We start from the raw sequence: 24,447 nt of genomic DNA on the forward strand, positions 1-24,447 counted from the left end.
GTGCGATGCGCATCGCGGTGGTGAACAACTTCTTCCCGCCCCGCGTGGGCGGGAGCGCGCACATGGCGGCGTCGCTGGCGGCGCAGTTCGTCGAGGCGGGGCACGAAGTCCTGGCCGTCACGGCGGCCTACGCCGACGCCCCGGCCGAGGAGGAGCGTGACGGCTACCGCGTCGTGCGCCTCCCCGCGGTGAAGATGCCGCAGGTCGGCCTGTCGATCGACTTCGACATGAGCTTCGCGTCGCTGCGGCCGGGCAACTGGCGGCGGCTGTGGAAGCTGCTCGACGAGTTCAAGCCGGACGCGATCCACCTGCACGGCCAGTTCTTCGATCTGTCGTGGCTGGCCGGGATCTGGGCGCGCCGCCACGGCGTGCCGACGCTGCTGACCATCCACACCCTGCTGATCAGCGACAACAAGCTGTACGGCGGCGTGTTCCGGCTGCTCGACGCGGTGCTCGTGAAGCCGATCCTGAAGTACATCCGGCCGCGGTACGTCATCCTGGACAAGCTGGGCGTCGACTACTGCGTCGAGCGCTACGGCACCAGCGACGCGAACTCGGAGTACTTCCCGATCGCCGTCGACACGGGTCACTTCGCGAAGCCGGTGACGAAGGACGTCCGCGCGGAGCACGAAATCGGCGACGCGCCGCTGATCGTCTCGCTCGGGCACGTCATCCCGCTGCGCAACCGGCTGCCGCTGATCGAGGCCCTGCCGTCCATTTTGGACAAGCACCCCGGCGTCCGGGTGGTCGTCGTCGGCCGCGTGTACCACGACGCGTTCCTCAAGCGGGCGGCCGAACTGGGCGTCTCGGACGCGCTGGTGGTGACGGGCGCGGTGCCGAAGGCGGACGTCCCGGCGTACTTCGCGGCGGCGGACATCGTCACGCACGACCTCAACGGCGGCTGCGGCACGGCGTCCCTGGAGGCGATGCTGTCCGGGACGGCGACGATCGCGTCCGTCACCGAGGACAACTACCCGGGCATCGAGCTGCGCAACGGCGAGAACGTGTTGCTGGTGCGCCCCGACGACTCGGAAGCCGTGGCGCGCACGGTGATCGAGCTGCTCGACGACCCCGATCGCCGGGCCTTGATCGCACAGCGCGAGAGCGAGATGGTGCGGTCGAACTTCGGCCTCGACGTCGTCGCGGAAGAACACCTTCGTACTTTTGAGAAATTGGTGTCGGAAGCCGATGTTCTTCGATGACGAGCGCAGCCACCGGCTGCGCCCGCAGATCCTGACCGAGCTCGTTTCGCAGTACATGAACGACGCCGAGCGCGCGCAGTTCTACGGGCTGCCGTCGACGTGCCGCGTGCGCGAGCGCGTGAAGATCATCAGCCCCGAGAACCTGAAGATGGGCGACCACTGCTGGGTGGGTGAAGGAGCGGCGCTCGACGCGAGCGGCGGGCTGGAGATCGGCGAGCACACCAGTATCGGCCTGAACACGCTGATCTTCACGCACTCGAGCTGGCTCGCGAACATGACGCTGCAGAACCATTCGGGCAGCGACCTGATCGAGCGCAAGCCGGTGAAGATCGGCAAGGGCTGCTTCATCGGCGGCCTGGTGGTGATCATGGCGGGCGTGACGATCGGCGACTTCGCGACGGTCCAGCCGAACTCGGTGGTGGCGAAGGACGTCCCGCCGCGCACGCTGGTGGCGGGCAACCCGGCGCGGGTGTTCCAGCGCTACGACGAGGAGTACATCCAGTCCGAAGTGGACCGGGTCCGGGCGGAGAACGCCCGCCGCCGCGCGATCGCGGAGGAACGCGGAGCCGACCCCTCAGGCTGGGGCGCGCCCTCCGGCGACTTCTCCGAGTAAGTGGATGACGGCAGCGCCGGCGTCGGTCGCCGGCGCCGCCGTCGCGGAACCGCCCAACGGCGGGGAAGTCCTCGCGCACGGAGGCGCACGCAGCACAATCTAGTACTTCGTGACCCAGCGCGAGATATCGATTACACAACGTTCGAAAGATCGACAGGCAACCTTTCCGCCGCCCGGCCGTCGCTGCTAGAGGACGGAACGAGGTGACCCATGGCGCGCGGCGACGACGAGTTCGCGGACTTCGTGCGCGCCTCGTCGGCGAGGCTCACCCACGCGGCCTACCTGCTCACCGGTGACCGCCACCAAGCCGAAGACGCCGCGCAGACCGCCTTCACCCGCACGTACGCCGCCTGGGCGCGGGTCCGCCACAAGGACGCCTACGGCTACGCCCGGACCGTCCTGGTCAACCACGTCATCGACGGCTGGCGGCGGCCCCTCCGCGAGTACGCCACCGAGGCCATGCCGGAGCGGCCGGACCGGCTGGACGTCGACAAGGCCGTCACCCAGCGCGCGTGGCTCACCGCCGTGCTGCGGACCCTGACCGACCGCGAACGCGCCGTCGTCGTGCTGCGTCACTTCTTCGACCTGCCCGAGGCAGAAGTGGCCCGTGAGCTCGGCGTTTCGCTCGGTACCGTGAAGAGCACGAACTCGCGGGCGTTGGCCAAGCTGCGGGTCGAGGCCGGCGAGGACACCCTGATCGGAGGGAGCGGGCGATGAACGACCTCGACGACTTCCGCGCCGCCCTCCGGCAGCCGCCCGACGAGCCCTTCGCCGAGCCGGACCTCGCCGCCATCATGGCCGGTGGCGCGCGCATCCGGCGTCGCCGTCGCGTGCTGACCACCACGGCCGGGATCGCCGCCGCGGCCGTCGTCGTGCTCGTGTTCGTCTTCGCCGTCCAGCTGCGGCAGCCCGCGCCCGCGCCGGTCGCGCAGCCGCCGTCGCCGGTCACCTCGACACCCGCCACGCCTTCCGCGGAGCAGCCGATCGGTGACGTCGTCGGCACCGGGATCCAGACTCCGGCCGGCGAGGTCGTGTTCTTCGCGCGGGCAGTCGACCTGCCGGAGCTGCCGGACATCCACTTCGGCGTGGTGGCCGGTTTCCGCTCCGGCACGTCGCTGCGGGCCGCGCTGGCGACGAACGAGTTCCGCGGCTCCGATCGGTCGTTCGGCTTCCACGCCACCGACGGCGGCGAGGTGATCGGCAACCAGGTCATCCCGGTTTTCGGCTACTTCGCCGGCCCGGCGGCGAAGATCACGACCACCGTGCACGGCCGGACCGTCGAGGCGCGCCTGGCCAAGTGGACCGCGGACCCCACCGTGGTCATCTTCTGGTTCCACCCCGACTCCGTGCCCGACTCCGCCTCCCTGACCCCGCTGATCGCCTACGACGCGGACGGCAAGCGGCTCACCAAGTAGGCGGTACCGGGCGGCCCGGCGCGGGCGTAAGAACCCAACCGTGACCTCTCGACGAGCGTTCCTCACCGGTTCGGCCGCGGCCGTGGCGGCGTCGGCGGTCGGTGTCCCGGCGGGCGCCGCTGAACTCGGCGACCGCGGGCCCGGCGTCCCGGTCCGCCCGCAGCGTCCCGGCCCGGACCTGCGCGCGCTGCTGCGGCAGGTCGACGAACGGCGGATCGAGGCGACCGTGCGGCGGCTGGCCGCGTTCGGCACGCGGCACACGCTGTCGGCCCAGGACGACCCGGTGCGGGGCATCGGGGCCGCGCGTGACTGGCTCTTCGCGCAGTACCAGCAGATCGCGGCGGCCTCCGAGGGCCGGCTGACCGTCGAGCTGCAGTCGTACGTCCAGCCGCCGGCCGACCGGATCCCGGTGCCCACCACGATCACCAACGTCGTCGCGACGCTGCACGGGTCCACCGACCCCGGCCGCGGCTACGTCGTTTCGGGGCACTACGACTCGCGCCGCAGCGACGTCATGGACTTCACCGGAGACGCGCCGGGCGCCGACGACGACGCTTCGGGCGTCGCGGTCGCGCTGGAGCTGGCGCGGGTCCTCTCGACCCGGCAACCGGCCGCGACGATCGTCTTCGCCGCCGTCGCCGGCGAGGAGCAGGGCCTCTACGGCGCGCGGCACCTGGCGCAGCAGTTCAAGGCGGCGGGCACCGACGTCCAGGCCATGTTCACCGACGACATCGTCGGCTCCAGCCGCGCCGACGACGGCACGCGCGACCCGTTCACGATCCGCCTGTTCGCCGAAGGCGTGCCGACCGCGGAGACGCCGGCCGAGGCGAACCTGCGCCGCAGCATCGGCGGCGAGAACGACTCCCCGCCGCGGCAGCTGGCCCGGTTCGTGAAGTCGGTGGCGGAGAACGACGCGACCGGCATGAGTGTCCGGGTGATCTACCGCCGCGACCGCTACCTGCGCGGCGGCGACCACATCGGCTTCCTGGAGCAGGGCTACCCGGCGGCGCGGTTCACCGAGCCGGCCGAGGACTTCGCGCACCAGCACCAGGACGTCCGCGTGGAGAACGGCGTCCAGTACGGCGACCTGCCGGAGTTCTGCGACTTCCCGTTCATCGCCCGGGTGGCGCGGGTGAACGGCGCGGCCCTGTGGTCGCTGGCGACGGCGCCGGGAACGCCGAAGGGCGTGAAGATCCGCACGACGGCGCTGACGAACGACTCGGAACTGCTGTGGGACGCGACCCCGGGCGCGGTGGGCTACGAAGTCCTCTGGCGCGAGACGACGGCCCCGGACTGGACGCGCGCCATCGACGTCGGCCCGGCGCTGACGGCGAAGATCGACATGTCGAAGGACAACGTCTTCTTCGGCGTCCGCGCGGTGGGCTCCGGCGGGCGCCGGAGCCCGGCCGCGTTCCCGGCGCCGGTCAGCTAGGCCGCGGCCTGCGTCAGCACCTGCTCGACGACGTGGTGCGACGGCAGGATCAGGTCGCGCTCGGTGTCGGCGTCGACCTTGCCCTCCAGCAGGTCGCAGAACCGGTCCAGCTGCGAGGCCAGCGGCTCGCGCGCCGTGATCAGCTCCGGGATCTCGATCACCGTCTGCTGCCGGTAGCCGAGGCCGTCCGGGGTGACGGAGTCGTGCGAGACGTGCCGGTAGATCGTCACGTCGCGGCGGAGCAGGTCGATCTCGATCAGCCGGTCCAGCTCCGACACCACCAGCGAGCGGACCTTCTTCTGGCCCAGCCGCGAAGCCGACACCGTGGCCAGGCCGGTCGGGAACGACAGCACCGTCTCGATGGTGTCCTCGGCGCCCTCGACCGACGACGGGTGGAAGTAGCCCGCACCGGACGTCACGCGCGAAGGCGTTGCGCCGCCGAAGAACTGGATCGCCAGGTCGACGTCGTGCACCAGCAGGTCCCACGCGACGCCGGTCTTGATGCGCGGCGCGTACGGGCCGTGGCGGCGGGCCATCAGGTGCACCGGCTCGTTCACCAGCGCCCGCGCGGTCATCACCGCCGGGTTGTAGCGCTCCAGCAGCCCGCACATCAGCGGGATGTCGTTCTTCGCCGCCAGCGAAACGATTTCCTGCGACTTCTCGAAGCTGTTGCAGACCGGCTTTTCGACCAGCATCGGCTTGCCCTGGCCGAGGATCTCCTGGGCCAGGTCGTAGTGCACCTCGGTCGCCGACGCGAGCACGACGGCGTCCACATCGGACAGTTCGCCGATCTCCGGCGTCCACCGCGTCTCGTACCGCTCGGCGACGGCCTTGCCCGCTTCCTCGCGCGGATCGATCACGCGCACCAGGTCGACGCGCTCGTTCTGGGCGAGCACGCGGGCGTGCAGCGATCCCATGTTCCCGGTGCCGACAAGAGCGATCCGATGCGTCATGCGCCCAGTACCTCGCGAACTGTCTCGATGATGGTGTCCAGGTCGGACTCGGTCAGGTGCGGGTGCACCGGCAGCGAAAGCGCCTGCTCCGAGACGGCGCGAGCCACCGGGAAGTCCTCGACGCGCGCGCCCGGGATCAGGTCGTGACCCGCGTAGCAGTCGTAGTCGAAGACGATCTTGGGGTAGTAGATGCCGTTGCCGATGCCGCGCTCGGTGAGCGCCGCGGCCAGCTCGTCGCGCGAGAGGAACGCGTGCGGGCCGACCAGCACGGTGTACTGGTGCCAGACGTGCTCGCGGCCCGGCAGCACCTGCGGGACGTCCAGGCCGGGCGTGCCCGCGAGGCCCTCCGAGAGCCGCTTCGCGTTCGCCTGGCGGGCCGCGGTCAGCTGGTCGAGCTTCGCCAGCTGCGGGATGCCGACGGCGGCGTGCAGGTCGGTCATCCGGTAGTTGTGCCCGGCGACCTCGTACTGGTAGCGGGCGCGCATGCCCTGGTTGCGCAGCACGCGCAGCTTGTCGGCCAGCGCGTCGTCGTCCGTGGTGATGACGCCGCCCTCGGCGGTCGTGATGTTCTTCGTCGCGTACAGCGAGAAGCAGCCGATGCCGAACGAGCCGGCCTGCTTGCCCTCGAACGACGCGCCGACGGCCTGCGCGGAGTCCTCGATCACCTGCAGGCCGTGCTCGGCGGCCAGCGGCGCCAGCTTGCCCATGTCCGCCGTCTGGCCGTAGAGGTGCACCGGCATGAGGACCTTCGTGCGGTCCGTCACGGCCTTCGCGACGGCGTCGGGGTCGATCGCGAAGTCGTCGCGCCGGATGTCGGCGAACCGGACGGTCGCGCCGGCCTCGAGGATCGCGTTGAGCGTCGCGACGAACGTGAACGGCGAGGTGATGACCTCGTCACCCGGCTTCAGGTCCAGGACCTGGAGGGCGGCGACCAGCGCGGTCGTCCCGTTGTTGACCGCGATCGCGTGCTTCGTCCCGGAGACCGCCGCGAAGGCGTCTTCGAAGCGCTTGACCATCGGTCCCTGTGCGATGGCGCCGGAGCGCAGCACCTCGACGACGAGGTCCTCCGCGTCGCGTACGTCGACCACGGTGATGGGGATCATGGGCAGTCTCTCTCGGCAGGCGATTTCGGCGCGTCCGGTACAGTGAGCCGCCGGTTCTGCGCCCGGCCGCCCTGCATGAACGCGGGCCACACGTTACCGGGCGCGGTAGCACGCCCAGTACCCAGCCGCCGACGAACGGATACCCGCCCGTGGCCAACCGCATCCACCCGACCGCTGTCATCGGCGAAGGCGTCGAACTCGGCGACGACAACGTGATCGGGCCGTTCGCGGTGATCGTCGGGCCGGCCCGGATCGGCGACGGCAACTGGATCGGCCCGCACGTGACGATCGGCACGCCCGGCGAGGACCGCGGCCGCCCGCACCCGGTCGCCTGGGAGGCCGCGCCGGTGGGTGACCCCGATCACGACGGCCACGGCGTCGTCATCGGCAGCCGCAACCGGATCCGCGAGTACGTGAGCGTCCACCAAGGGACCTGGCGGACGACGACGGTCGGCAGCGACGGCTACTTCCTGCGCGGCTCCCACATCGCGCACGACTGCCTGGTCGGCGACGCCGTGACGATCGCCTCCAACGCCGTCACCGGTGGCCACTGCCACATCTGGGACGGCGCCAACCTCGGCATGGGCGCGATCCTGCACCAGAAGGTCGTGATCGGGCCAGGCGCGATGATCGGGATGGGCTCGGCGGTGCGGCGCGAGATCGGCGCGTTCACCATCGCCGTCGGCAACCCGGCCCGCGTCACCGGCGTCAACGTCGTGGGCCTGTCCCGCCGTGGTCTGGACGAGGCGACGATCGAGGCGCTCGGGCCCTGGCTGAAGGGCAAGGAAGGTCTCCCGGACGTCACCCTGCCCGGTGACCTCTCTACCTTGGTAAAGGCGTGGGACGCCCGCCCGCGCGAAGAGCACTAGGAGTCACGCACATGTCTGTCGCCCCCAAGCTGCGCGAGGTCTTCGTCGAGGCGCTGGACCTCGACGGCGACGTGGACGTCGAGAACCTGAAGTACCGCGACATCGAGGCGTGGGACTCGGTCGGCCACATGGCGCTCGTCGCGGCCATCGAGGACGAGTTCGACGTCGAGTTCGACACCGACCAGGTCATCGACATGTCGAGCTTCAAGGTCGCCGTGGACATGGTGACCGAGCTGCAGGCGAAGAATGACTGATTTGTCGGGCCGCGTCGCGCTCGTCACCGGCGGGACGCGGGGGATCGGCCTGGCCACCGTCCGCGCGCTGGTGGACGCGGGCGCGACGGTGGTGCTGACCGGACGTGACGAAGCTCGCGCCAAAGACGCGGCCGCCACCGCCGGCGCCGCGGCCGGGCTCGCCCTCGACGTCACCGACGCGAAGGCGGTGTCTTCGCTGGTCAGGAGCGTCGCGAAGGAGCACGGCAAGCTCGACGTCGTCGTCGCGAACGCCGGGATCATGGAGGACGCGCTCCTCGGCATGATCAAGGAAGACCTCGTCGACACGACGCTGAGCACGAACGTCGCCGGCACGCTGCACACCGTCCAGGCCGCGGCCAGGGCGATGATGCGCAAGAAGACCGGCGCGATCGTGGTGCTCGCCTCGATCGTCGGCGAATACGGAAGTGCTGGTCAGACGGTGTACGCAGCCTCGAAGGCGGCGGTGGCGAACATCGCCAAGTCGGCGGCGAAGGAGCTCGGCCGGTCCGGCATCCGCGTCAACGCGGTCGCGCCGGGCGTGATCGAGACCGATCTCACCGCGGGGCTGAGCGAGGACGCTAAGGCGGAGAACACCGGCAGGACGCCGCTCGGGCGCCTGGGCCGGACGGAAGACGTGGCGAACGCGATCCGGTTCCTGGTGAGTGATGAAGCGTCCTTCATCACCGGCCAGGTGCTGGGCGTCGACGGAGGCTTGGTGCTGTGACGCTGTTGGGTGCGGGAGCCCGGCTGGTCGATGTGGCCGGGGGCCGCACGCTGGCGGGCGCGGAACTGTCGGCCGAGGTCGGCAAGCGGATGGACGAGCTGGCGGCGCTGCCCGTCGGCGTCGTCTTCGCGCGGATGTCGGTCGACCTGCCGAGCGTGCTGACCTACCTGGGCGCGTTCGAATCCGGCCGGGCGATCGCGCTGATCGACCCGGCGCTGGACGCCGACGTGCTGGCCGGGCTGGTCGCGCGGTTCCGGCCGGCGGCGGTGCTGGCGGCGTCCGGCGACGCGCCCGAGGGGTACACCACCCAGGGCGCCGACTGGGTCCGCTCCTCGGCCGAGGGGGTCGTGCCGCACCCCGACCTCGCCGTCCTGCTGCCGACCAGCGGGTCGACCGGCAACCCGAAGCTCGTCCGGCTCTCCCGCCAGGCGATCCTCTCGAACGCCGACGCCATCGCGCAGGTGCTGCACATCGACGCCGACGAGGTCGCGCCGACCTGCCTGCCGCTGCACTACAGCTACGGCCTCTCGGTGCTGAACTCGCACCTGGTGCGGGACGCGACCGTCGTGATCGAGCCGTCCGGCGTGCTCGGCCGCGGGTTCTGGGACGCGGTGAACACCTACGGCGTCACGTCCCTTTCGGGCGTCCCGTACCACTACGAAATGCTGCGGCGGCTCAAGTTCGACCCGGCGAAGTACCCGACGCTGCGCACGCTGACGCAGGCCGGCGGGAAGCTGCGCGACGAGCTGGTCGCCGAGTTCAACGAGAAGATGCTCGCCGTCGGCGGCCGGATGTACGTCATGTACGGCCAGACCGAGGCGTCGCCGCGGATGACGACGGTGCCCGCCGAAAAGCTGGCCGAAAAGCTCGGTTCCGCCGGGCCGGCGCTGCCGGGCGGGAAGTTCTCGGTCCGCCGGGACGACGGGTCGGAGACCACGCACCCGAAAATCGTCGGTGAGGTCGTCTACCGTGGACCCAACGTGATGCTGGGTTACGCGGACGACGAGTCCGGCCTGGCCAAGGGCGACGAATACGGCGGCGTGCTCGCCACCGGCGACCTCGGGTACCTCGACGAAGACGGGTACCTGTTCATCACCGGGCGGCTCAAGCGCATCGGCAAGGTGTTCGGCAACCGCGTCAGCCTCGACGACCTCGAGCACGCCGCGCGCGCGGCGGCGGTCGGGATCGACGTGGTGGCGGCGGTGCCCGCCGGCGACAAGGTGGTGCTGTTCGCCGAGGGTGTCGACAAGGACATCTGCAAGGACGCGTCGCGGGCGCTGTCGGAGCGGCTGCACCTGCACGCCAGCGGGTTCGACGTCCGCCCGATCGACACCGTGCCGCTGCTGGCCAGCGGCAAGATCGACTACCGGTCACTGGAGGCGAAGGTATGAGCGTGTTCACTCGGTCGCAGGCTGACCGGGAAGCCCTGCTGCTGCCCGAACTCGTTGACCTGACGGCCCACCACCGGGCGAACTCCGAAGGCTACGACCGGATCCTGTCCTCGCTCGGGATCGCTTCGGACGCGCGGTTCGGCTCGATCGCCGAGCTGCCGTGGCTGCCGGTGCGGATGTTCAAGACGCACGACCTGAAGTCGGTGCCGGACAGCGAGGTGTTCAAGACCCTCACGTCGTCCGGCACCACCGGCGCCGGCGCGTCGCGGATCTACCTGGACAAGGAGGCGGCGGGCGCGCAGACCAAGCAGCTGGGCGCGACGCTGCAGGAGGTCCTCGGCGGCGAGCGGCTGCCGATGCTGATGGTCGACACGATCGGCATCATCAAGAACCGCCGCTCGTTCTCCGCGCGCGGCGCGGGCGTGCTGGGCATGGCGAACTTCGGCCGCAAGCACACCTACGTGCTCGACGAGAACGACAAGCCGGACGTCGAGGCCGTCAAGAAGTTCCTGGCCGAGTACGGCGACAAGCCGTTCCTGATCTTCGGCTTCACGTTCATGGTGTGGCTGTACCTGTACGAGGTCGCGCGGGACAACGGCCTCGACCTGTCGAACGGCATCCTGATCCACAGCGGTGGCTGGAAGAAGCTGATCGACCGCGCGGTCGACAACACCGAGTTCCGGCGCCGGTTCAAAGAGGACACCGGGCTCACCCGGATCCACAACTACTACGGGATGATCGAGCAGATCGGCACGGTGTTCCTCGAGGGGCCGTCCGGGAACTCGCTGTACTGCCCGGACTTCGCCGACGTCGTGATCCGGAACCCGGATACGTGGGAGGAGCAGCCGGTCGGCGAGCCGGGCGTGATCGAGGTCGTCTCGACGCTGCCGACGTCGTACCCGGGCCACGTGCTGCTGACCGAAGACCTCGGCGTCTACCACGGCATCGACGACGGCGACTGGCCGGGCAAGCACTTCTCGGTGCTCGGGCGGTTGCCGAAGGCCGAGGCCCGCGGGTGCTCGGACACGTTCTCGGGAGCGGCGGCATGAGCCTCACCCAGCGATTCCCCGCGGGGGCTCCGGTCGAGGTCGGTGCCCTGGTCGACGAGCTGCGGGCGGCGCCGCCGGGCGGGCGGCTGCGCGTCGGCGACCCGCGCGTCGTCGAGTTCATCACGAAGTTCGCGCGCAAGCTGCTGGCGCCGGCCACCGCGCGCCGGTTCCCGGAGCTGGCGTCGCTCGGGTTCTTCCTGCGCAAGGGCGAAATCGCCAAGGCGCTGTCCACTTTGGACACCTCCGGGAACACGCTGCGGTTCCCGCGTGGCCTCGTCTTCCACGTGCCGCCGGCGAACGTCGACACGATCTTCGTCTACTCGTGGGCGCTGTCCGCGCTGGCGGGCAACCACAACGTCGTGCGGGTCTCGTCGCGCTCGGCCGGGGCCGCCGAGGCGGTGCTGGAGGCGCTGAACGCGGCTTTGTCCGAAGTGGACGACTCCGTCGCGGACGTCATCCGGGCGACCCAGCGGATGGTGACCTACGACCGCAGCGACGAGGTGAGCGGCGCGCTGTCGCTGGCCGCGGACCTGCGCGTCATCTGGGGCGGCGACGGCTCGGTCGCGGCCCTGCGCAAGTACCCCCTGGCCCCGCACGCGCGTGACCTGACGTTCCCGGACCGCTCGTCGTTCGCGGTGGCATCGGTGGCGGGCTGGCAGCGAGCGTCGGCGGAAGAGCGCCGCGCGGCCGCCGAAGGCTTCTACAATGACTCGTACTGGTTCGACCAGGCCGCCTGCTCGTCGCCGCGCGCGGTGTTCTGGGTCGGCGACGCCGAGGGCGCGCAGGCCGCCGGCCAGGAGTTCCGGGCCCTGCTGGCGGCGGTGCTGGAGACGAAACAGCACGTCACCGAGCCCGCGATGGCGGTCCAGAAGCGCGTCTCGGCGTACGGCGCGGCGGTCGACGGGCTGGTCAAGGAGATCGCGTTCGACGGCAACGGCCTGGCCACCCTGGAGCTGACCGACCCGGCGATCCTGCCGCGCGAGTGGCTCGGCGCGGGCACGTTCGCGAACGCCCGCGTGTCTTCGTTGTCCGATCTGGTGCCGATCGTCCTGCGCAAGGACCAGACGGTCAGCCAGTTCGGCTTCACGGCCGAAGAACTGACGGAGTTCGCGCACGACTTGGCGGGCCGCGGCGTCGACCGGATCGTGCCGTTCGGCAGCGCCCTGACGTTCTCCGCGGTCTGGGACGGTTACGATCTGCTCCACGAATTCAGCCGCCTGGTCACGGTGCAGGCCTGAGGAGACGGTCGATGACGACAGTTGAGGACCTGCCGGCTGCCGGAAAGCAGCCGAAGTCCACCAAGGCGAAGATCCTCGACGTCGTCCGCTGGGTCGCGATCCTGCTGGTCATCGGCTTCGCGGCGAAGCAGCTCGCGTCCAACTGGGGCGAGTTCTGGCACACGCTGCGCGACGTGGCGTGGGAGTCGTCCCTGCTCAGCTTGGTGGCCCTGGTCGCGGCGATCATGGTGTCGACCTGGGGCTGGCAGGTGATGGTCGACGACCTGGGCAAGCCGATCGGTTACGCCCGGGGCGCGCAGATCTGCCTGGTCGGCTCGCTCGGCAAGTACGTGCCGGGGTCGGTCTGGGCGTACCTGCTGCAGATGGAGCTGGGCCGCAAGGCGGGCCTGGCCCGGGCGCGCATCTTCACCGGCTCGCTGATCCAGCTGGGCGTCGGCGTGGTGTCGGCACTGGTGGTGTCGCTCCTGGCGGCCCCGGCGGTGTTCAGCAACAGCCCCCGCGCGCTGTGGCTGTTCGTGCTGATCCCGGTCGGCCTGGCGATGCTGCACCCGAAGATCCTGACCTGGGGGACCTCGCTGGTCCTGCGGCTGCTGCGCCGCCCGCCGCTGGCCCACCCGCTGGGCTGGAAGGTGGTGGGCAAGGTCTTCGGCGCCTCCACGGCGGCGTGGTGCCTCCAGGGCATCCACCTGTGGCTGCTGGCGAACTCGGTGGGCACGCCGGGCTTCAGCGGCTTCGTGCTGTGCGTGGGCGCGATGGCCGTGGCGATGACGGTGGGGACGTTCGCGTTCATCCTGCCCAGCGGTGTGGGCGTCCGCGAAGTCGCCCAGGTCGCGGTCCTGACGGCGAGCGGTCTGACGGTCAGCCAGGCCACTGCGTTCGCGGTGGCGTCCCGGGTGATGTTCACGGTGGCGGACCTGCTGACGGCGGGCTTGGCCGCGGTCGCGGCCCGCTCGGCCCGCCCGGCGGTCACCCCCGCCTGAGGAGTTGTCCACCGGTTGTCCACAGGCGTTACGCACATGTGGACAACTCAGGGCACGAGCCGGTAGATCACCGCGTCCGCATTGCGCCAAGCCTCTTTCAAGAACGGCTTCCCGGCCAACCCGACCAAGCCCGGCTGATAAGGCTCCGCCGGAGGCGGCAACGGGGTCCCGAGGATCACCCACCGGACGTTCAACCGCCGGACCGCCGCCCGCACCGCCGGGTCCGTCTCGTAGTCCTTGAACCGCTCGGCCAGCAACCGGGCGTCCGACGGCGGCAACGTCTGGTCGTAGTGCGCCGCGACCGTCCGGACCCCCGCCAGCGCGTACGTCCACGCCGTCCCGTCGAAGCGGTCGTTCATCGCCCACTCACCGGGCGCGGCCAGCTTGCCCAGCTCCACCATCGCGGCTTCTTCGCCCGGCGTCACGTGGAGCTTCTCCGGGTCCGCCGCCTGGTAGCCCGTGTACACGCGGTCTCCGTTGGAGCGGAAGTACAAGCCGTTCGACAGCACCACGAAACCCAGCAGCACCACCACGGCGACCGCCACCGCCGGCACGCGCGGTGGCAGGTGGTCGCGCAGCCACTCCTGCGTCGATGCCAGCCCGTGGGCCGCCAGGACGCACAACGGGATCGCCGCCATCGAGAAGAACCGGTACGGGTCGTCCCACCACGGCCGGGACAACGCCATCACCAGCGGCGCGTTCGACGACGCCACCGCCATGTACGCCAGGCCCGTCACCGCCGCCGTCAAGCCGATCCAGCGCAACGCCCCCGCCCGCGCGAAGAACACGATCCCCAGGAACAGCGCCACCGACAGCCACACCTGCGGGTGCGCCTCGAAGTGCTGGAAACTCAGCAACGCGCCCAACGCCGCGGACGCGCGCCACTCGCTCGGCCAGCCGTAGTACGGGACGTCGCCCGTCGCCAGACCGAGCGCGCCGAACAACTGCAGCCACGCCACCAGCAACGCGACCACGGCGATCGGCAGCAGCGCCAGCAGGTCCCGGCCGATCCGGCGCCACGACGTCAGCCAGCGCTGCACCAGCATCGGTCCGGCGAACAGGATTCCGCCGAACAACGTCGAGGAATGGATGCACAGCAGGCCCACCGCCGCGAGCAGCAGCACGAAACCCGTGTCCGGCGCGACGCGGTCCAGGTACCGCCGCAACGCCACCGCCGCCAGCGGCGTGAGCGTGACACCCAGTGCGAACGGCAGCAGCGGCCCGCGGTCCATCGACTCGTAGACGCCCATCACCGGCGCCACCGCCGTCAGCGCCACCGCGCCGGCCAGCACCGCGCGCCCGCGGAACTCGCGGACCAGCGTCACCAACGACAACGCCAGCAAACCCGGTAGCAGCAGCGTGTTCGCGTCCAGCGTCGCCGGGATGGACGCGCCGCTCAGCCGGTAGGTCACCGCCGCCAGCAGGTGGTAGGCGTTGGGGTAGAACACCGGCAGCGCGTCGCCGTACCAGTTCACGCTCCCGGTGCCGAACAGGCCGCCGTCGCCGGTGTCGGCGATGTAGCGGACGGCGTTGCCGTGGTACACCGCGTCGAAACCCTGCGGCAGCGCGCCGATGTGGCCCAAGCCGCGCAGCGTCGCGTAAAAGCCGACCGCCGCCCCGAACAGCAGGCACGCGCCGACGGCGAAGTGCCCGCGCCGGTCCCACAGCCCGGGTTCCGGTTCGGGCGGCCGGCGGCGGACCGTCAGTTTCCGGACACCGTAAGCGATCGCGGCGAACACGACGGTCGAAACCGCGTACGTCAACGGGGTGAACGACCACCCGATCGCTGCCGTCCACGGCCCGGTCAGGCCGCCGATCGCATAGCTCAGCAGCGGTGCCAAGCCGGCCAGCGCCCAGCCGCGCAGTCCCACGGCGAGGCCGGTCAGGAGGCCCGGGACGGCGATGACGGCAATGGCAACGCAGACGGAAAGCACGCTGGAGACTAAGCCGACGACGATCAGCGAGCCGTCCCGGGGTTGGGAGTCCGAACGGGACACTCCGGCGCGATACCCGAACGGGTTATATTGACCAGTGCGTTTCCCTGCTTGACTGACGCCGGGCGGAGCGATCTTCGAGGGGGCCGGGTGGTCTACGCGGTCGTGGTGGCGTGGCTGGTCCTCGCCGCGATCGTGGTGCTGACCTGGGGCCGCCTCGACACCGACCGCGGCTGGCGCGGTTTCGTCCTCGCCCTCACCCTCGGCCTTTCGCTGCTGCACCAGCTGCTGTTCGCGACCGTCACCGAAGACGCGCTCGTGTCGTTCCGGTACGCGCAGAACATCGCCGACGGGAACGGCCCGGTGTTCAACCCCGGCGAACGCGTCGAGGGCTACACGAACTTCCTCTGGCTGGTCCTGATCGCCCTCCCGCGGGCCGCGTTCGGCGCCGACGTCCAGACCGTCGCCGTCGTCTTCGGCGTTCTCGCCGCGCTCGGCGCGGTCCTCATTTCCTGCTTCCTGGCCAACCGGATCGTCGCGGCAGCCGCGCCCGCCGGCGCCGAGCCGCGGCCGGCGATCGGCGTCGCCGCCGCGGTGCTCACCGCGAGCGCCGGCGGCCTCGCCGTCTACGGGCCGTCCGGCTCCGAGGTCCCGCTGTTCGTCCTGCTGCTGCTCGCCGTCTGCTACTCGCTGGTGGCGCGGCGTCCGGTGGTGGCCGGCGTGCTGGTCGCGTTCGCCGTGATGACCAGCCCGGAGGGCCTGGTGGCCGGCGTGCTCGGCGGCCTCTGGCTGGTCGGGGCCGCGGTGAAGAAGAAACACAGCTGGTGGGCGCCGGTCGGGTACCTGCTGGGCGCGCTCGTGTTCCTGATCCCGCGGCTGGCCTGGCGGGCGACGTTCTACGAGCACTTCCTGCCCGCGCCGCTGGCCGCGAAGCTCGGCGGCCCGCTCGGTGCGCGGGTCGCCGCCGGCTGGCCGTACCTGTCCGGGTTCGCCTTGGCGCACCAGGGTTTCCTACTGCTCGGTTTGGTCGCCGCGGTTGCGCTCCTACTGCGTCGTACCGACGCCGCCGAGGCCCGCACCCTGATCTGGCTGCTGTTGGCGACGGCGGTGGGGCTCGCGGCCGCCGCCGTGCTGATCGGCGGCGACCCCGGTCCCGCGTGGCGGGTGCTGGCCCCCGTGCCGCCGCTGATCGCCGTCGCGAGCGTCGCCACCTACGGCGTGCTGACCGCGGACGTCGAGGCCAAGCCGTCGCCGCGGCCGAGGGCGTGGCCCGCGGCGACGCGGCTGGTACCGGTGACCGCCTGCGGGCTCGCCGGCATCGCCGTGCTCGTCTCGGTGTTCAGCCCCGAGCTGCTCGACCGCGTCCGCGACTGGCGCGCGCACGGCAGCGAGCTCGCCGAGATCGGCGGCTGGCTCGGCGAGTACCTGCCGCCCGGGTCGGTCGTCAGCGCCGCCGCGCCCGGCGCGCTCGCCGCGCGCAGCGGCCAGCTGCTCATCATCGACGTCCTCGGCCGCACCGACGACCACATCGCCCGCGAAGGCCGGCACGACGGCGGCGTCGCCACGGACTACGACTACGTCGTCAACGCTCGCCGCCCGACCGTCGCGGTGCCCGCCGACAGCGGCTACGCCGACCGCCAGCACTGCGTGATCGACCCGGTCTACGCGGGCAAGTACCAGGTCGCCACCTTCCGCCGCGTCGGCACGCCCTACTGGGTCTCCGTCTACCCGCGCGCGGAGGACGCGAAAGCCGTGGTCACGGACCTCGACCGGGGCCCGGACTTCCGCTACGTACCCTGTCCTTCGTGAAGCTCGACGTCCCGAAAGCGCGCCTGGGTGCCGAAGCCCGGCTCGGGATCGGGGTCTTCGGGGTGTCGCTGCTGCTCTTCGTCGTCCGGTTCCTGGTGCCGCGGCCGATCGCGATGTCGAACAACGGCGACGGCGGCCGCGTGCTCTGCGGCGCCGGGATCACGTGGAAGGGCCTGCCCGAGCCGTTCGTCCACCTCGCCTACACCGCCGCGCCGGGCGCGCCGCCGTGCCGGCCCACCTACCTGCTGACGCAGAGCTGGCTGGCGGAGGCGTCCGTCGGGCTCGCCCGGCTGGCCGGCTTCCCGGCGACGCTGAGCCTGGTCGTGCTCGGCCTGCTGAGCAGCATCGTCGCCGCCGCGGCGATCACCGCGATCGTGCTCGGCCTGCCGTACCCCGTCCGCGTCCGGCTGGCCGCGGCGGCGGGGCTCCTGCTGGTCGTCGCCGACTCGGCGTTCTTCGGCTACTTCGCGGCGATCCTGGGCGAAGGCGCGGCCTTCCTCGGTCTCCTGCTGATCGCCGGTGGCCTGCTGCTGACCGCGCGCGAAGGCCGGTGGAGCTACGCGGGCATGGCGGTGACGTTCGTGGGCGGTGTCCTGGCCGTCAACGCCAAGGTCCAGACGCTGATCATCCTGCCGATCCTCGCGCTCGCCGTGCTGCTCGTCCGGCCGGGCGCGGTGCGCGGGGCGAAGCGGTGGGCGGCCGCGGCGCTGGTCATCGGGGCCGTCGGCGCGGTGACGCTGTTCGCGCAGCAGAGCGTCGAACCGGCCCGCGCGCCCGACGGCACGTACACCGCGTTCCCGGGCGACGACTCGCGCGAGATCAACATGTTCAACTCGATCTTCCTGAACATCGTCGACGGCAGGCACGACACCGGGGCCGACCTCGCCGCGCTGGGCCTGCCGCCCTCGTTCGCCCAGTACGCGGGCAACGGCTGGTGGCACCCGCACCCGGCGACGATGGATCCGCTGTACCCCGGCTACCGCGACAAGATGACCCGCGAGAACGTCCTCGGCTACTTCGCGAGCCACCCCGGCCGGACGCTCGAAGTGCTGGACAAGGCCGCGACCGACCAGCTCACCGCGCGCCCGGACTACCTCGGCAGCTTCGACCAGGAGGCCGGCTTCGCGCCGCACGCGCAGGAGTACCGGGTGCCGGTCGTCTCCTGGCTGACCCGCCTGATCAGCCCGCTCGGCCTGCTCGCGCTGGTGCCGATCTGGCTGTTCGTGCTGGTCCGGGCGTGGTGGCAGCGGCGGGACCCGGTGGGTGTCGTGCTGGCGTTCCTACTGGCGGTCTCGCTGACGCAGTTCGCCACGGCGGCCCTCGGCGACGGCATCGAGGGCGTGAAGCACCAGTCCGTCGCGCTGTTCACGCTCTTGCTCGCGCTCGTCCTGGCGGCGCTGCCTCAGTCGCGGTCGAGCGAACCGCGGTGGGGGAGGAACTCCTCGGTCGGCGGGCCGTCGTCGGCCGCCGGGACCCTCGGCGACGGCTTCGGCCAGAACGGCGGCACCTCGAGCAGCACGAACACGAGCAGCCCGGCCAAGCCGACGAGGAAGATCGTCGACGACGACGCCAGCTTGTAGTTCACCGCCAGGTACAGGAAGAACACCACGCCGACCCAGATGCGCCGGGCTTCGCCGCGGTGCTCGTCGAGCACGACCGCGACCAGCCCGATGACCAGCGGCGCGAGCATGACGAAGACGCGCTGGGTGTCCGTCGCGACCATGCGCCCGGCCAGGCAGCACAGCCCCAGCCAGACGCTCGACACCAGCAGCAGGCTCCGGGTCCGTTCGCGCCGGAACTCGCGGTAGAGGCCGTAGGCGAAGATCAGCCAGAAGAAGCCGAACGTGCTGTACAGCGCCGCCTGGTCGACGCCCTTGTTCGACGACAGCGCGAACCGGATGTTGCCCAGCAGGCCGCTGTTGGCCTGGCCGGCGCCGAACCCGTAGTCGCCGCCGATCAGCGCCTGGGCCCACAGCCGGAACGCGAAGTACAGCCCGCCCGCGACGACCACGGCGACCAGCCCGCCGATGACCTGCTTGTCGCGCAGCGACCGCGACCGCGTCCACGCCGCCAGCGGGTACAGCGGCGCGAGCAGCAGCGTCGTCTCCTTGTTGATCGCGCCGATCACGATCACCAGCGCGAACCAGATCAGCCGCCGGTCGAACAGCAGCCACAGCGCGAGCAGGTAGAGCAGGTTGTTCAGCGGGTCGACCAGGTACGGGTTGCTGAACGCGTACGGCGCGTACCAGAACGTGCCGGCCAGCGCGACGGCGGCGAGCGCCGAGGTGTACAGCCGCAGGTTCAGGCGGACCCAGAGGAACTCGAAGAAGACGATGGCCGCGGCCAGGACCAGCACGAACGTGAAGGCCAGCCACACCGAGTCGAGCGAGATGCCGGTGAACCGGTTGACGGTGTGGACGAGCCACGGGCTCAGCATCCGCAGCGCGAACGGGTTGTCGACCTGGGCGCCGGTCCGCACCGACATCGCGTAGTACTCGGCGGCGTCGCCCCACGCCTTCTCGTGCGCGTTCGGCTGCACAGGGGCGTAGGAGATGAGGTTGAGCAGTGTCACCGTGGCCAGACCCAGGTACACCGAGACTCGGTGGCCGGCTCGTCTGACGCGCGATTCAGTCACTGTCCCCACGCGAAAAGCCTAGTGGTCGTTCGTTCGGCGTGAGCTTCGCCCGGTTTGTGGCCTTCGCCGCTGAACGGCGGTCAAGAACCTACGGTCGCGTAACCTGGCGCGATGGCCGACTTCGTGTACCCGCCCGTGATCGCGGCGGCCCGGACCATGTTCCGGGTACTGGACAACCGCATCCGGGTCGAGGGCGCGGAGCACATCCCGCGCTCCGGCGGCGCGGTCATCGCGTGCAACCACGTGAGCTACCTGGACTTCATCTTCTGCGGCCTCGGCGCGCGCCCGGCCAAGCGGCTGACGCGGTTCATGGCGAAGAAGGAGATCTTCGACAACAAGATCGCCGGGCCGCTGATGCGCGGGATGCGCCACATCCCCGTCGACCGCTCCGCCGGGCTCGCTTCCTACCGCGAAGCACTCGCGAAGCTGCAGGCCGGCGAGGTCGTCGGCGTCTTCCCGGAGGCGACGATCAGCCAGTCGTTCACCGTCAAGGAGATCAAGTCGGGCGCGATCCGGATGGCCGCGGCGGCCGACGTCCCGGTCGTCCCGATGGCGCTGTGGGGCACCCAGCGGCTCTGGACGAAGGGCCGGCCGAAGGACCTGACCCGGCGGCACGTGCCGATCTCGATCCTCATCGGCGAGCCGATGCACCCGGCCAAGGGCGCCGACTGGGACGTCGTCACGAAGGAGCTGCGCACCCGGATGAGCGCGCTGCTCGACCGGGCCCAGGCCGAGTACCCGGACCGGCCCGCGTCCGACGAGGAACGCTGGTGGCTGCCCGCCCACCTGGGCGGCACCGCGCCGACGCCGGAAGAAGCGGCCGAACTGGACCGGCTGTGATATCCGGGGCTTCGCCCCGGGCCGGGGGCTCCGCCACCCGGACCCCCGCAAGACGGTCAGAACCAGCGCTCGAGCACCTGCGATACGCCGTCTTCGCCGGCGGGTCCGGTGACCTCGTCGGCCACGGACAGCACCTGCGGGTGCCCGTTCTCCATCGCGACGCCGTGGCCGGCCCAGCGGAGCATTTCGACGTCGTTGGGCATGTCACCGAACGCGATCACCCGCTCTCGCTCGACGCCCAGCCGCTCGGCGACGTCGGCCAGGCCGGTCGCCTTCGTGATGCCGTGCGCGGACAGCTCCACCAGCCCGCCCGAGGACGAGTAGGTGACGTCGACCTCGCGGTCGAACAGCGCGTTGACCGCGTCCGCCATCTCCTCCGACGACATCCCGACGTGGCTGACCAGCAGCTTGATCGCCGGGTGCCCGAGCACCTCCGCGCGCGGGGCGGTGCGGCCTTCGCCGTCGCCCCACGGGTTGTGGTACTTCGGCTCGATCACGAAGCTGCGCATCTCGTGGTCGGCGCCGGTGCTGACGCGCTCGGCGGCCAGCCGGCAGCCGGGGACGGCCTTGTCGAGCGCGTGCCCGATGTCGTGGAGGAGTTCGGGCTGGAGCAGGCCGTGCACCGCGATGACCTCTTCGCGGCCACAGTCGTACAGGACGGCGCCGTTCGCGCACACCGCGTACCCGGTCAGGTCCAGTGGCTTGGCGACGGGCGCGATCCACCGCGGCGGCCGGCCGCTGGCCAGCACGAACGGGACGCCCGCCTCGATCGCCCGGCGGACGGTCGCGATGGTGCGGGCGCTGAGCGATTCGGAGGGGCCGAGCAGGGTGCCGTCGACGTCGGACGCGATCAACTGGGGTCTCTCCACCCCGCCATTGTCCCTGACACGTTCGGGTGCCCTCGTCCCCGTCCGAGCGATTGTCGGTGGCTACCTATACCGTGCCGGAGTGTGCGAGTAGGCATCGTCATTCTTCCGGAAGATCGTTGGTGGGCCGCCGAGCCGAAGTGGCGCGCCGCCGAGGAGTACGGCTTCGACCACGCCTGGACCTATGACCACCTGGGCTGGCGCAACCTCGTCGACGGCCCGTGGTTCTCGGCCGTCCCGACCCTGACCGCGGCCGCGATGGTGACGTCCCGGATCCGGCTGGGCACGTTCGTGGCGTCCCCGGTCGCCCGGCACCCGGTGCCGTTCATGCGCGAGCTGACCACTCTCGACGACATCTCCGACGGCCGGTTCGTGCTGGGCGTCGGCGCGGGCGTCGACCACCAGCACTACGACGGCGCGGTGCTCGGCGCCCCCGAGCTGACGGCCAAGCAGCGCGCCGACCGGTTCACCGAGTTCGTCGAGGCGCTCGACGGCCTGCTGATGACCGACAAGTTCGACTTCGACGGCGAGTACTACCGCGCCCGCGAGGCCCGCAACCTGCCGGGCACGGTCCAGCGCCCGCGGCTGCCGTTCGTGGTCGCGGCGAACGGCCCGCGCACGATGACGCTGGCCGCGCGCTTCGGCGCGGGCTGGGTCACCACGGGCCGGGGCGGCAAGACCGAGGACGAGTGGTGGGCCGGCATCAAGCAGCTCACCGGCGTCTTCGACGAGCGTCTCGACGCGGCGGGCCGCGAGCGGGCGAGCATCCAGCGGCACCTGAGCCTGGACGCGTCCCCGGTGTTCTCGCTGAGCAGCGTGGAGGCGTTCCGCGACGCCGTGGGCCGCGCGGGCGAGCTGGGCTTCACCGACGTCATCGCGCACTGGCCGCGGTCGTCGTCGCCCTACGAAGGCCGGGAAGCGGTGCTGGAGCAGGTCGCGAGCGACGTCCTGCCCGAACTGCACGCTGCTCCGAACGGGTGACATCCGGCCGGCCGGGAAACCGATTGCCGTCCCTGAGGCGTCCATCAGTGCAGACGCCAGAGATCACCCCGGGGGTGGTTGGGGGACGGAGGGCCCTCGTGGCCGCGGCACGGGGCGCCGCGGCCACGAGGGTTTTGTCATTTGACGATCCGGTAGATCACGGCGCCCGGGTTCCGGTAGATCTCGCGCACGAAGTCGTGCCCGTCGAGGTGCCGCAGGCCGGGCGCGATCGGGGTGTCGCGGCGGATCGTGCCGCTGCCGACCAGCACGTAGTGGATGTTCAGCCGCTGCGTCGCCGCGCGGACCTGCGGGTCGCTGTCGTAGTCGCCGAAGTGCATCGCCAGGTAGAGCGCGTCCGGAGGAGCGACGCCGGCGTCGTAGTGACCGGCCACCGGGTGCACGCCGGTCAGCGCGTACATCCAGGCCGTGCCGTCCATGCGGTCGTTGAGCACCTTCTGGTCGGCCGGGATCCCCAGCGTGCCGAGGTGCTCCATCGCGTCGATCTCGTCCTGGCTGACCGGCGGGACCGTCTCGCCGGGCAGGCCGTTGTAGTAGAGCAGCGACACCGTCTTGGCGTTGGCCGCGCGGTAGAACCCGCCGGTCAGCACGCCCATCGCGACGACCAGCAGCACCGCCGTCGCCAGCCCGATCCGGCCGGTCAGCCACGGCCGCGCGCGCACCCAGGCGCGGCCGCTCGCCAGCTTCGCCACCCAGCGCTGGGTCTCGCTCATGCCGTGCGCGGCGAGCAGGCACATCGGGATCGCGGCCAGCGCCATCAGCCGGAACCGGTCGTTCCACCAGGGCCGCGACAGCGTGATCACCCAGTCTTCGCCGCCGAAGCACGCGACCACGACGAACAGCGCGGACAGCCCGAGCGCCGAGAGCACCAGCCAGCGCATCCGCCGCAGCGCGGCCAGCGTCAGCACCCCGACCGCGAGGAACACCGTCAGCCAGATCTGCGGGACCGGCAGCACCTGCTTGAACGTCGCCAGCATGGCGAGGGCCTTCCACACCGGCATGTGCGAGCCCCAGGCGTGGTACGGGTACGAACCGGACGTGAAGGTGATCGCGCCGAGGATCATCGGCGCGGACAGCACGCCCGCGCCCACCATCACCGGCACCATCCGCACGACGTCGCCGCCGACGACCCGCCAGGCCGGCTTGCCGGGCGCGACGCCGTCGAGGCGCTTGCCGCGCAGAGCGCGGTACCAGCGCTGCACGATCAGCGGGAACGCGAACAGCAGCGCCCCGAACAACGCGCTGGAGTGCGCGGCGAGCAGGCCGGTCGCGCTCAGCGCCAGCACCGCACCGGTGTCGACGCCCGGCCGCACGACGAACCGCTGCAGGGCGACCACGGCCAGCGGCGTCAGCACGATCCCGAGCGCGAAGGGCAACAGCCCGCTCGACACCGACTCGTACGCCCCGGTCGTCGCGCCGCCGGCGACCAGCGCCACGCTGCCGCCGAACACCGCGCGGCCGCCGAGCTGGCGCACCAGCGCGACCATGGCCAGCGCGAACAGCCCGGCGATCGGCATCGTGACGGCGTTGAGCGTGACCGGCACCGACGTGCCCGACAGCTGGTAGACCAGAGCGCCGACCAGGTGGTAGGCGTTCGGGTAGAAGGAGCCGTCCGGGTACCAGTTGATGGTGCCCATGCCGGTCAGGGAGCCGTCGCCGGTCTCGGCGATGTAGCGGATGCCGTTCGCGTGGAAGACGGTGTCCCAGCGCTGGAACACCGCGGTCGTCCCGCCGCGCCCGGTGACCACGACGGCGATCGACACGGCCGTCGCGACCGCCACGCAGGCACCGACGGCCAGGTGGGCTCGGCGCGTCCACGCCTGCAGTGGCTCTTCGGCGCCGGGTGTCATCCAGCCGCGCGCGACGAACAGCCGGCGCAGGCCGTAGAGCACGGCGGCGAGCAGCAGCGTGACGGCGGCGACGCTCGGCGGGCCGTACGGCACGTGCGCGATCGCCAGCCACGGGCCGGCCAGGCCGGTGACGGCGTAGCTGAGCAGCGGCGCGAGCCCGGCCAGGGCCCAGCCGCGCAGGCCGGCGGCCCACCCGACGACGCCGCCGGGGACCGCCAGCACGGCCAGATACGTCGCTACCGCGCCGAAGTAGCTCCAGAAGTCCTCGGGTGCAGGCACTGCTTTCCAGGT

21 protein-coding genes are annotated in these 24,447 nt (G+C 71.2%); 16 read left to right on the forward strand and 5 right to left on the reverse strand.

What is annotated here, in order from left to right; genetic code table 11:
- Positions 1-5 precede the first annotated feature (5 nt).
- From AB0J40_RS39240 to AB0J40_RS39260, 5 genes are all read left to right on the forward strand, one after another.
- Complete coding sequence (locus tag AB0J40_RS39240; protein WP_364464111.1) at positions 6-1,202, forward strand: glycosyltransferase family 4 protein; 1,197 nt, start codon at positions 6-8, stop codon at positions 1,200-1,202.
- Positions 1,189-1,815, forward strand: a complete 627-nt coding sequence (locus tag AB0J40_RS39245) for an acyltransferase (protein ID WP_364464114.1) — start codon at positions 1,189-1,191, stop codon at positions 1,813-1,815. The genes AB0J40_RS39240 and AB0J40_RS39245 overlap by 14 nt, the downstream gene beginning before the upstream one ends.
- A gap of 210 nt (positions 1,816-2,025) precedes the next feature.
- Positions 2,026-2,532, forward strand: a complete 507-nt coding sequence (locus AB0J40_RS39250; RefSeq protein ID WP_364464116.1) for a SigE family RNA polymerase sigma factor — start codon at positions 2,026-2,028, stop codon at positions 2,530-2,532.
- Complete coding sequence (locus AB0J40_RS39255) at positions 2,529-3,230, forward strand: hypothetical protein (RefSeq protein ID WP_364464119.1); 702 nt, start codon at positions 2,529-2,531, stop codon at positions 3,228-3,230. The genes AB0J40_RS39250 and AB0J40_RS39255 overlap by 4 nt, the downstream gene beginning before the upstream one ends.
- A gap of 40 nt (positions 3,231-3,270) precedes the next feature.
- Positions 3,271-4,662 carry a M20/M25/M40 family metallo-hydrolase gene (locus tag AB0J40_RS39260; RefSeq protein WP_364464121.1) on the forward strand — a complete coding sequence of 464 codons (1,392 nt, stop codon included), beginning with the start codon at positions 3,271-3,273 and terminating at the stop codon, positions 4,660-4,662.
- Here AB0J40_RS39260 and AB0J40_RS39265 read toward each other — a convergent pair.
- Both AB0J40_RS39265 and AB0J40_RS39270 read right to left on the reverse strand, forming a co-directional pair.
- Positions 4,659-5,615 (reverse strand): Gfo/Idh/MocA family oxidoreductase, encoded by a 957-nt coding sequence (locus AB0J40_RS39265; protein WP_364464123.1) that lies wholly within the window; start codon positions 5,613-5,615, stop codon positions 4,659-4,661. The genes AB0J40_RS39260 and AB0J40_RS39265 overlap by 4 nt on opposite strands.
- Positions 5,612-6,718, reverse strand: coding sequence for a DegT/DnrJ/EryC1/StrS family aminotransferase (locus tag AB0J40_RS39270; RefSeq protein ID WP_364464126.1), 1,107 nt, complete (start codon positions 6,716-6,718; stop codon positions 5,612-5,614). The genes AB0J40_RS39265 and AB0J40_RS39270 overlap by 4 nt, the downstream gene beginning before the upstream one ends.
- Before the next feature lie 149 nt (positions 6,719-6,867).
- Between AB0J40_RS39270 and AB0J40_RS39275 the strand changes: the two genes are divergently transcribed.
- From AB0J40_RS39275 to AB0J40_RS39305, 7 genes are read left to right on the forward strand one after another with little or no spacing between them, the layout of a single operon-like run.
- Positions 6,868-7,587 carry a UDP-N-acetylglucosamine acyltransferase gene (locus AB0J40_RS39275; protein ID WP_364464129.1) on the forward strand — a complete coding sequence of 240 codons (720 nt, stop codon included), beginning with the start codon at positions 6,868-6,870 and terminating at the stop codon, positions 7,585-7,587.
- An 11-nt stretch (positions 7,588-7,598) separates the two neighbouring features.
- On the forward strand, positions 7,599-7,841 hold the full coding sequence (locus AB0J40_RS39280) for an acyl carrier protein (RefSeq protein ID WP_086675568.1): 243 nt from the start codon (positions 7,599-7,601) through the stop codon (positions 7,839-7,841).
- The gene (locus AB0J40_RS39285; RefSeq protein WP_364464132.1) at positions 7,834-8,565 is read left to right on the forward strand and encodes a glucose 1-dehydrogenase; all 732 of its coding nucleotides are present in this window, start codon (positions 7,834-7,836) and stop codon (positions 8,563-8,565) included. The genes AB0J40_RS39280 and AB0J40_RS39285 overlap by 8 nt, the downstream gene beginning before the upstream one ends.
- The gene (locus AB0J40_RS39290; RefSeq protein WP_364464135.1) at positions 8,562-9,956 is read left to right on the forward strand and encodes an AMP-binding protein; all 1,395 of its coding nucleotides are present in this window, start codon (positions 8,562-8,564) and stop codon (positions 9,954-9,956) included. The genes AB0J40_RS39285 and AB0J40_RS39290 overlap by 4 nt, the downstream gene beginning before the upstream one ends.
- On the forward strand, positions 9,953-11,005 hold the full coding sequence (locus tag AB0J40_RS39295; RefSeq protein ID WP_364464138.1) for an acyl-protein synthetase: 1,053 nt from the start codon (positions 9,953-9,955) through the stop codon (positions 11,003-11,005). Before AB0J40_RS39290 ends, AB0J40_RS39295 begins: the two co-directional genes overlap by 4 nt.
- Positions 11,002-12,243 carry an acyl-CoA reductase gene (locus tag AB0J40_RS39300; protein ID WP_364464140.1) on the forward strand — a complete coding sequence of 414 codons (1,242 nt, stop codon included), beginning with the start codon at positions 11,002-11,004 and terminating at the stop codon, positions 12,241-12,243. The genes AB0J40_RS39295 and AB0J40_RS39300 overlap by 4 nt, the downstream gene beginning before the upstream one ends.
- An 11-nt stretch (positions 12,244-12,254) precedes the next feature.
- Complete coding sequence (locus AB0J40_RS39305) at positions 12,255-13,223, forward strand: lysylphosphatidylglycerol synthase transmembrane domain-containing protein (RefSeq protein WP_364464143.1); 969 nt, start codon at positions 12,255-12,257, stop codon at positions 13,221-13,223.
- A 47-nt stretch (positions 13,224-13,270) separates the two neighbouring features.
- On the opposite strand, the gene AB0J40_RS39310 is transcribed toward AB0J40_RS39305, so the two are convergent.
- Entirely contained in the window at positions 13,271-15,157 is a 1,887-nt protein-coding gene (locus AB0J40_RS39310) for a DUF6541 family protein (protein WP_364464207.1), read from the reverse strand.
- 150 nt (positions 15,158-15,307) lie between these two features.
- On the opposite strand from AB0J40_RS39310, the gene AB0J40_RS39315 reads away from it, so the two are divergent.
- The 3 genes from AB0J40_RS39315 to AB0J40_RS39325 all read left to right on the forward strand — a co-directional run bounded on the left by AB0J40_RS39315 (position 15,308) and on the right by AB0J40_RS39325 (position 20,441).
- Positions 15,308-16,966 carry a hypothetical protein gene (locus AB0J40_RS39315; protein WP_364464146.1) on the forward strand — a complete coding sequence of 553 codons (1,659 nt, stop codon included), beginning with the start codon at positions 15,308-15,310 and terminating at the stop codon, positions 16,964-16,966.
- Entirely contained in the window at positions 16,963-18,546 is a 1,584-nt protein-coding gene (locus AB0J40_RS39320; protein WP_364464149.1) for a hypothetical protein, read from the forward strand. The genes AB0J40_RS39315 and AB0J40_RS39320 overlap by 4 nt, the downstream gene beginning before the upstream one ends.
- 1,166 nt (positions 18,547-19,712) lie before the next feature.
- A complete protein-coding gene (locus AB0J40_RS39325) occupies positions 19,713-20,441 on the forward strand; it encodes a lysophospholipid acyltransferase family protein (RefSeq protein ID WP_364464152.1) in 729 nt (242 codons plus the stop codon).
- 56 nt (positions 20,442-20,497) lie between these two features.
- Here the strand turns inward: AB0J40_RS39325 and AB0J40_RS39330 are convergent, their stop codons facing one another.
- Positions 20,498-21,295 carry an HAD family hydrolase gene (locus tag AB0J40_RS39330; protein WP_364464210.1) on the reverse strand — a complete coding sequence of 266 codons (798 nt, stop codon included), beginning with the start codon at positions 21,293-21,295 and terminating at the stop codon, positions 20,498-20,500.
- A gap of 96 nt (positions 21,296-21,391) precedes the next feature.
- Between AB0J40_RS39330 and AB0J40_RS39335 the strand changes: the two genes are divergently transcribed.
- The gene (locus tag AB0J40_RS39335) at positions 21,392-22,288 is read left to right on the forward strand and encodes an LLM class flavin-dependent oxidoreductase (protein ID WP_364464155.1); all 897 of its coding nucleotides are present in this window, start codon (positions 21,392-21,394) and stop codon (positions 22,286-22,288) included.
- 137 nt (positions 22,289-22,425) lie between these two features.
- On the opposite strand, the gene AB0J40_RS39340 is transcribed toward AB0J40_RS39335, so the two are convergent.
- Positions 22,426-24,435: a DUF6541 family protein gene (locus AB0J40_RS39340; protein WP_364464158.1), complete on the reverse strand. Its 2,010-nt coding sequence runs from the start codon at positions 24,433-24,435 to the stop codon at positions 22,426-22,428.
- Positions 24,436-24,447: the final 12 nt, after the last annotated feature.

Source organism: Amycolatopsis sp. NPDC049691 (assembly GCF_040675005.1).
In the GTDB taxonomy this organism is placed as follows: Bacteria; Actinomycetota; Actinomycetes; order Mycobacteriales; family Pseudonocardiaceae; genus Amycolatopsis.

Excerpts from the sequence above, each read along its gene's own strand:
- AB0J40_RS39265 (WP_364464123.1), bottom strand. The coding sequence starts at position 5,615 with ATGACGCATCGGATCGCTCTTGTCGGCACCGGGAACATGGGATCGCTG.
- AB0J40_RS39300 (WP_364464140.1), top strand. The coding sequence starts at position 11,002 with ATGAGCCTCACCCAGCGATTCCCCGCGGGGGCTCCGGTCGAGGTCGGT.
- AB0J40_RS39285 (WP_364464132.1), top strand. The coding sequence starts at position 7,834 with ATGACTGATTTGTCGGGCCGCGTCGCGCTCGTCACCGGCGGGACGCGG.
- AB0J40_RS39245 (WP_364464114.1), top strand. The coding sequence starts at position 1,189 with ATGTTCTTCGATGACGAGCGCAGCCACCGGCTGCGCCCGCAGATCCTG.
- AB0J40_RS39240 (WP_364464111.1), top strand. The coding sequence starts at position 6 with ATGCGCATCGCGGTGGTGAACAACTTCTTCCCGCCCCGCGTGGGCGGG.
- AB0J40_RS39305 (WP_364464143.1), top strand. The coding sequence starts at position 12,255 with ATGACGACAGTTGAGGACCTGCCGGCTGCCGGAAAGCAGCCGAAGTCC.
- AB0J40_RS39250 (WP_364464116.1), top strand. The coding sequence starts at position 2,026 with ATGGCGCGCGGCGACGACGAGTTCGCGGACTTCGTGCGCGCCTCGTCG.
- AB0J40_RS39255 (WP_364464119.1), top strand. The coding sequence starts at position 2,529 with ATGAACGACCTCGACGACTTCCGCGCCGCCCTCCGGCAGCCGCCCGAC.
- AB0J40_RS39270 (WP_364464126.1), bottom strand. The coding sequence starts at position 6,718 with ATGATCCCCATCACCGTGGTCGACGTACGCGACGCGGAGGACCTCGTC.
- AB0J40_RS39280 (WP_086675568.1), top strand. The coding sequence starts at position 7,599 with ATGTCTGTCGCCCCCAAGCTGCGCGAGGTCTTCGTCGAGGCGCTGGAC.
- AB0J40_RS39295 (WP_364464138.1), top strand. The coding sequence starts at position 9,953 with ATGAGCGTGTTCACTCGGTCGCAGGCTGACCGGGAAGCCCTGCTGCTG.
- AB0J40_RS39325 (WP_364464152.1), top strand. The coding sequence starts at position 19,713 with ATGGCCGACTTCGTGTACCCGCCCGTGATCGCGGCGGCCCGGACCATG.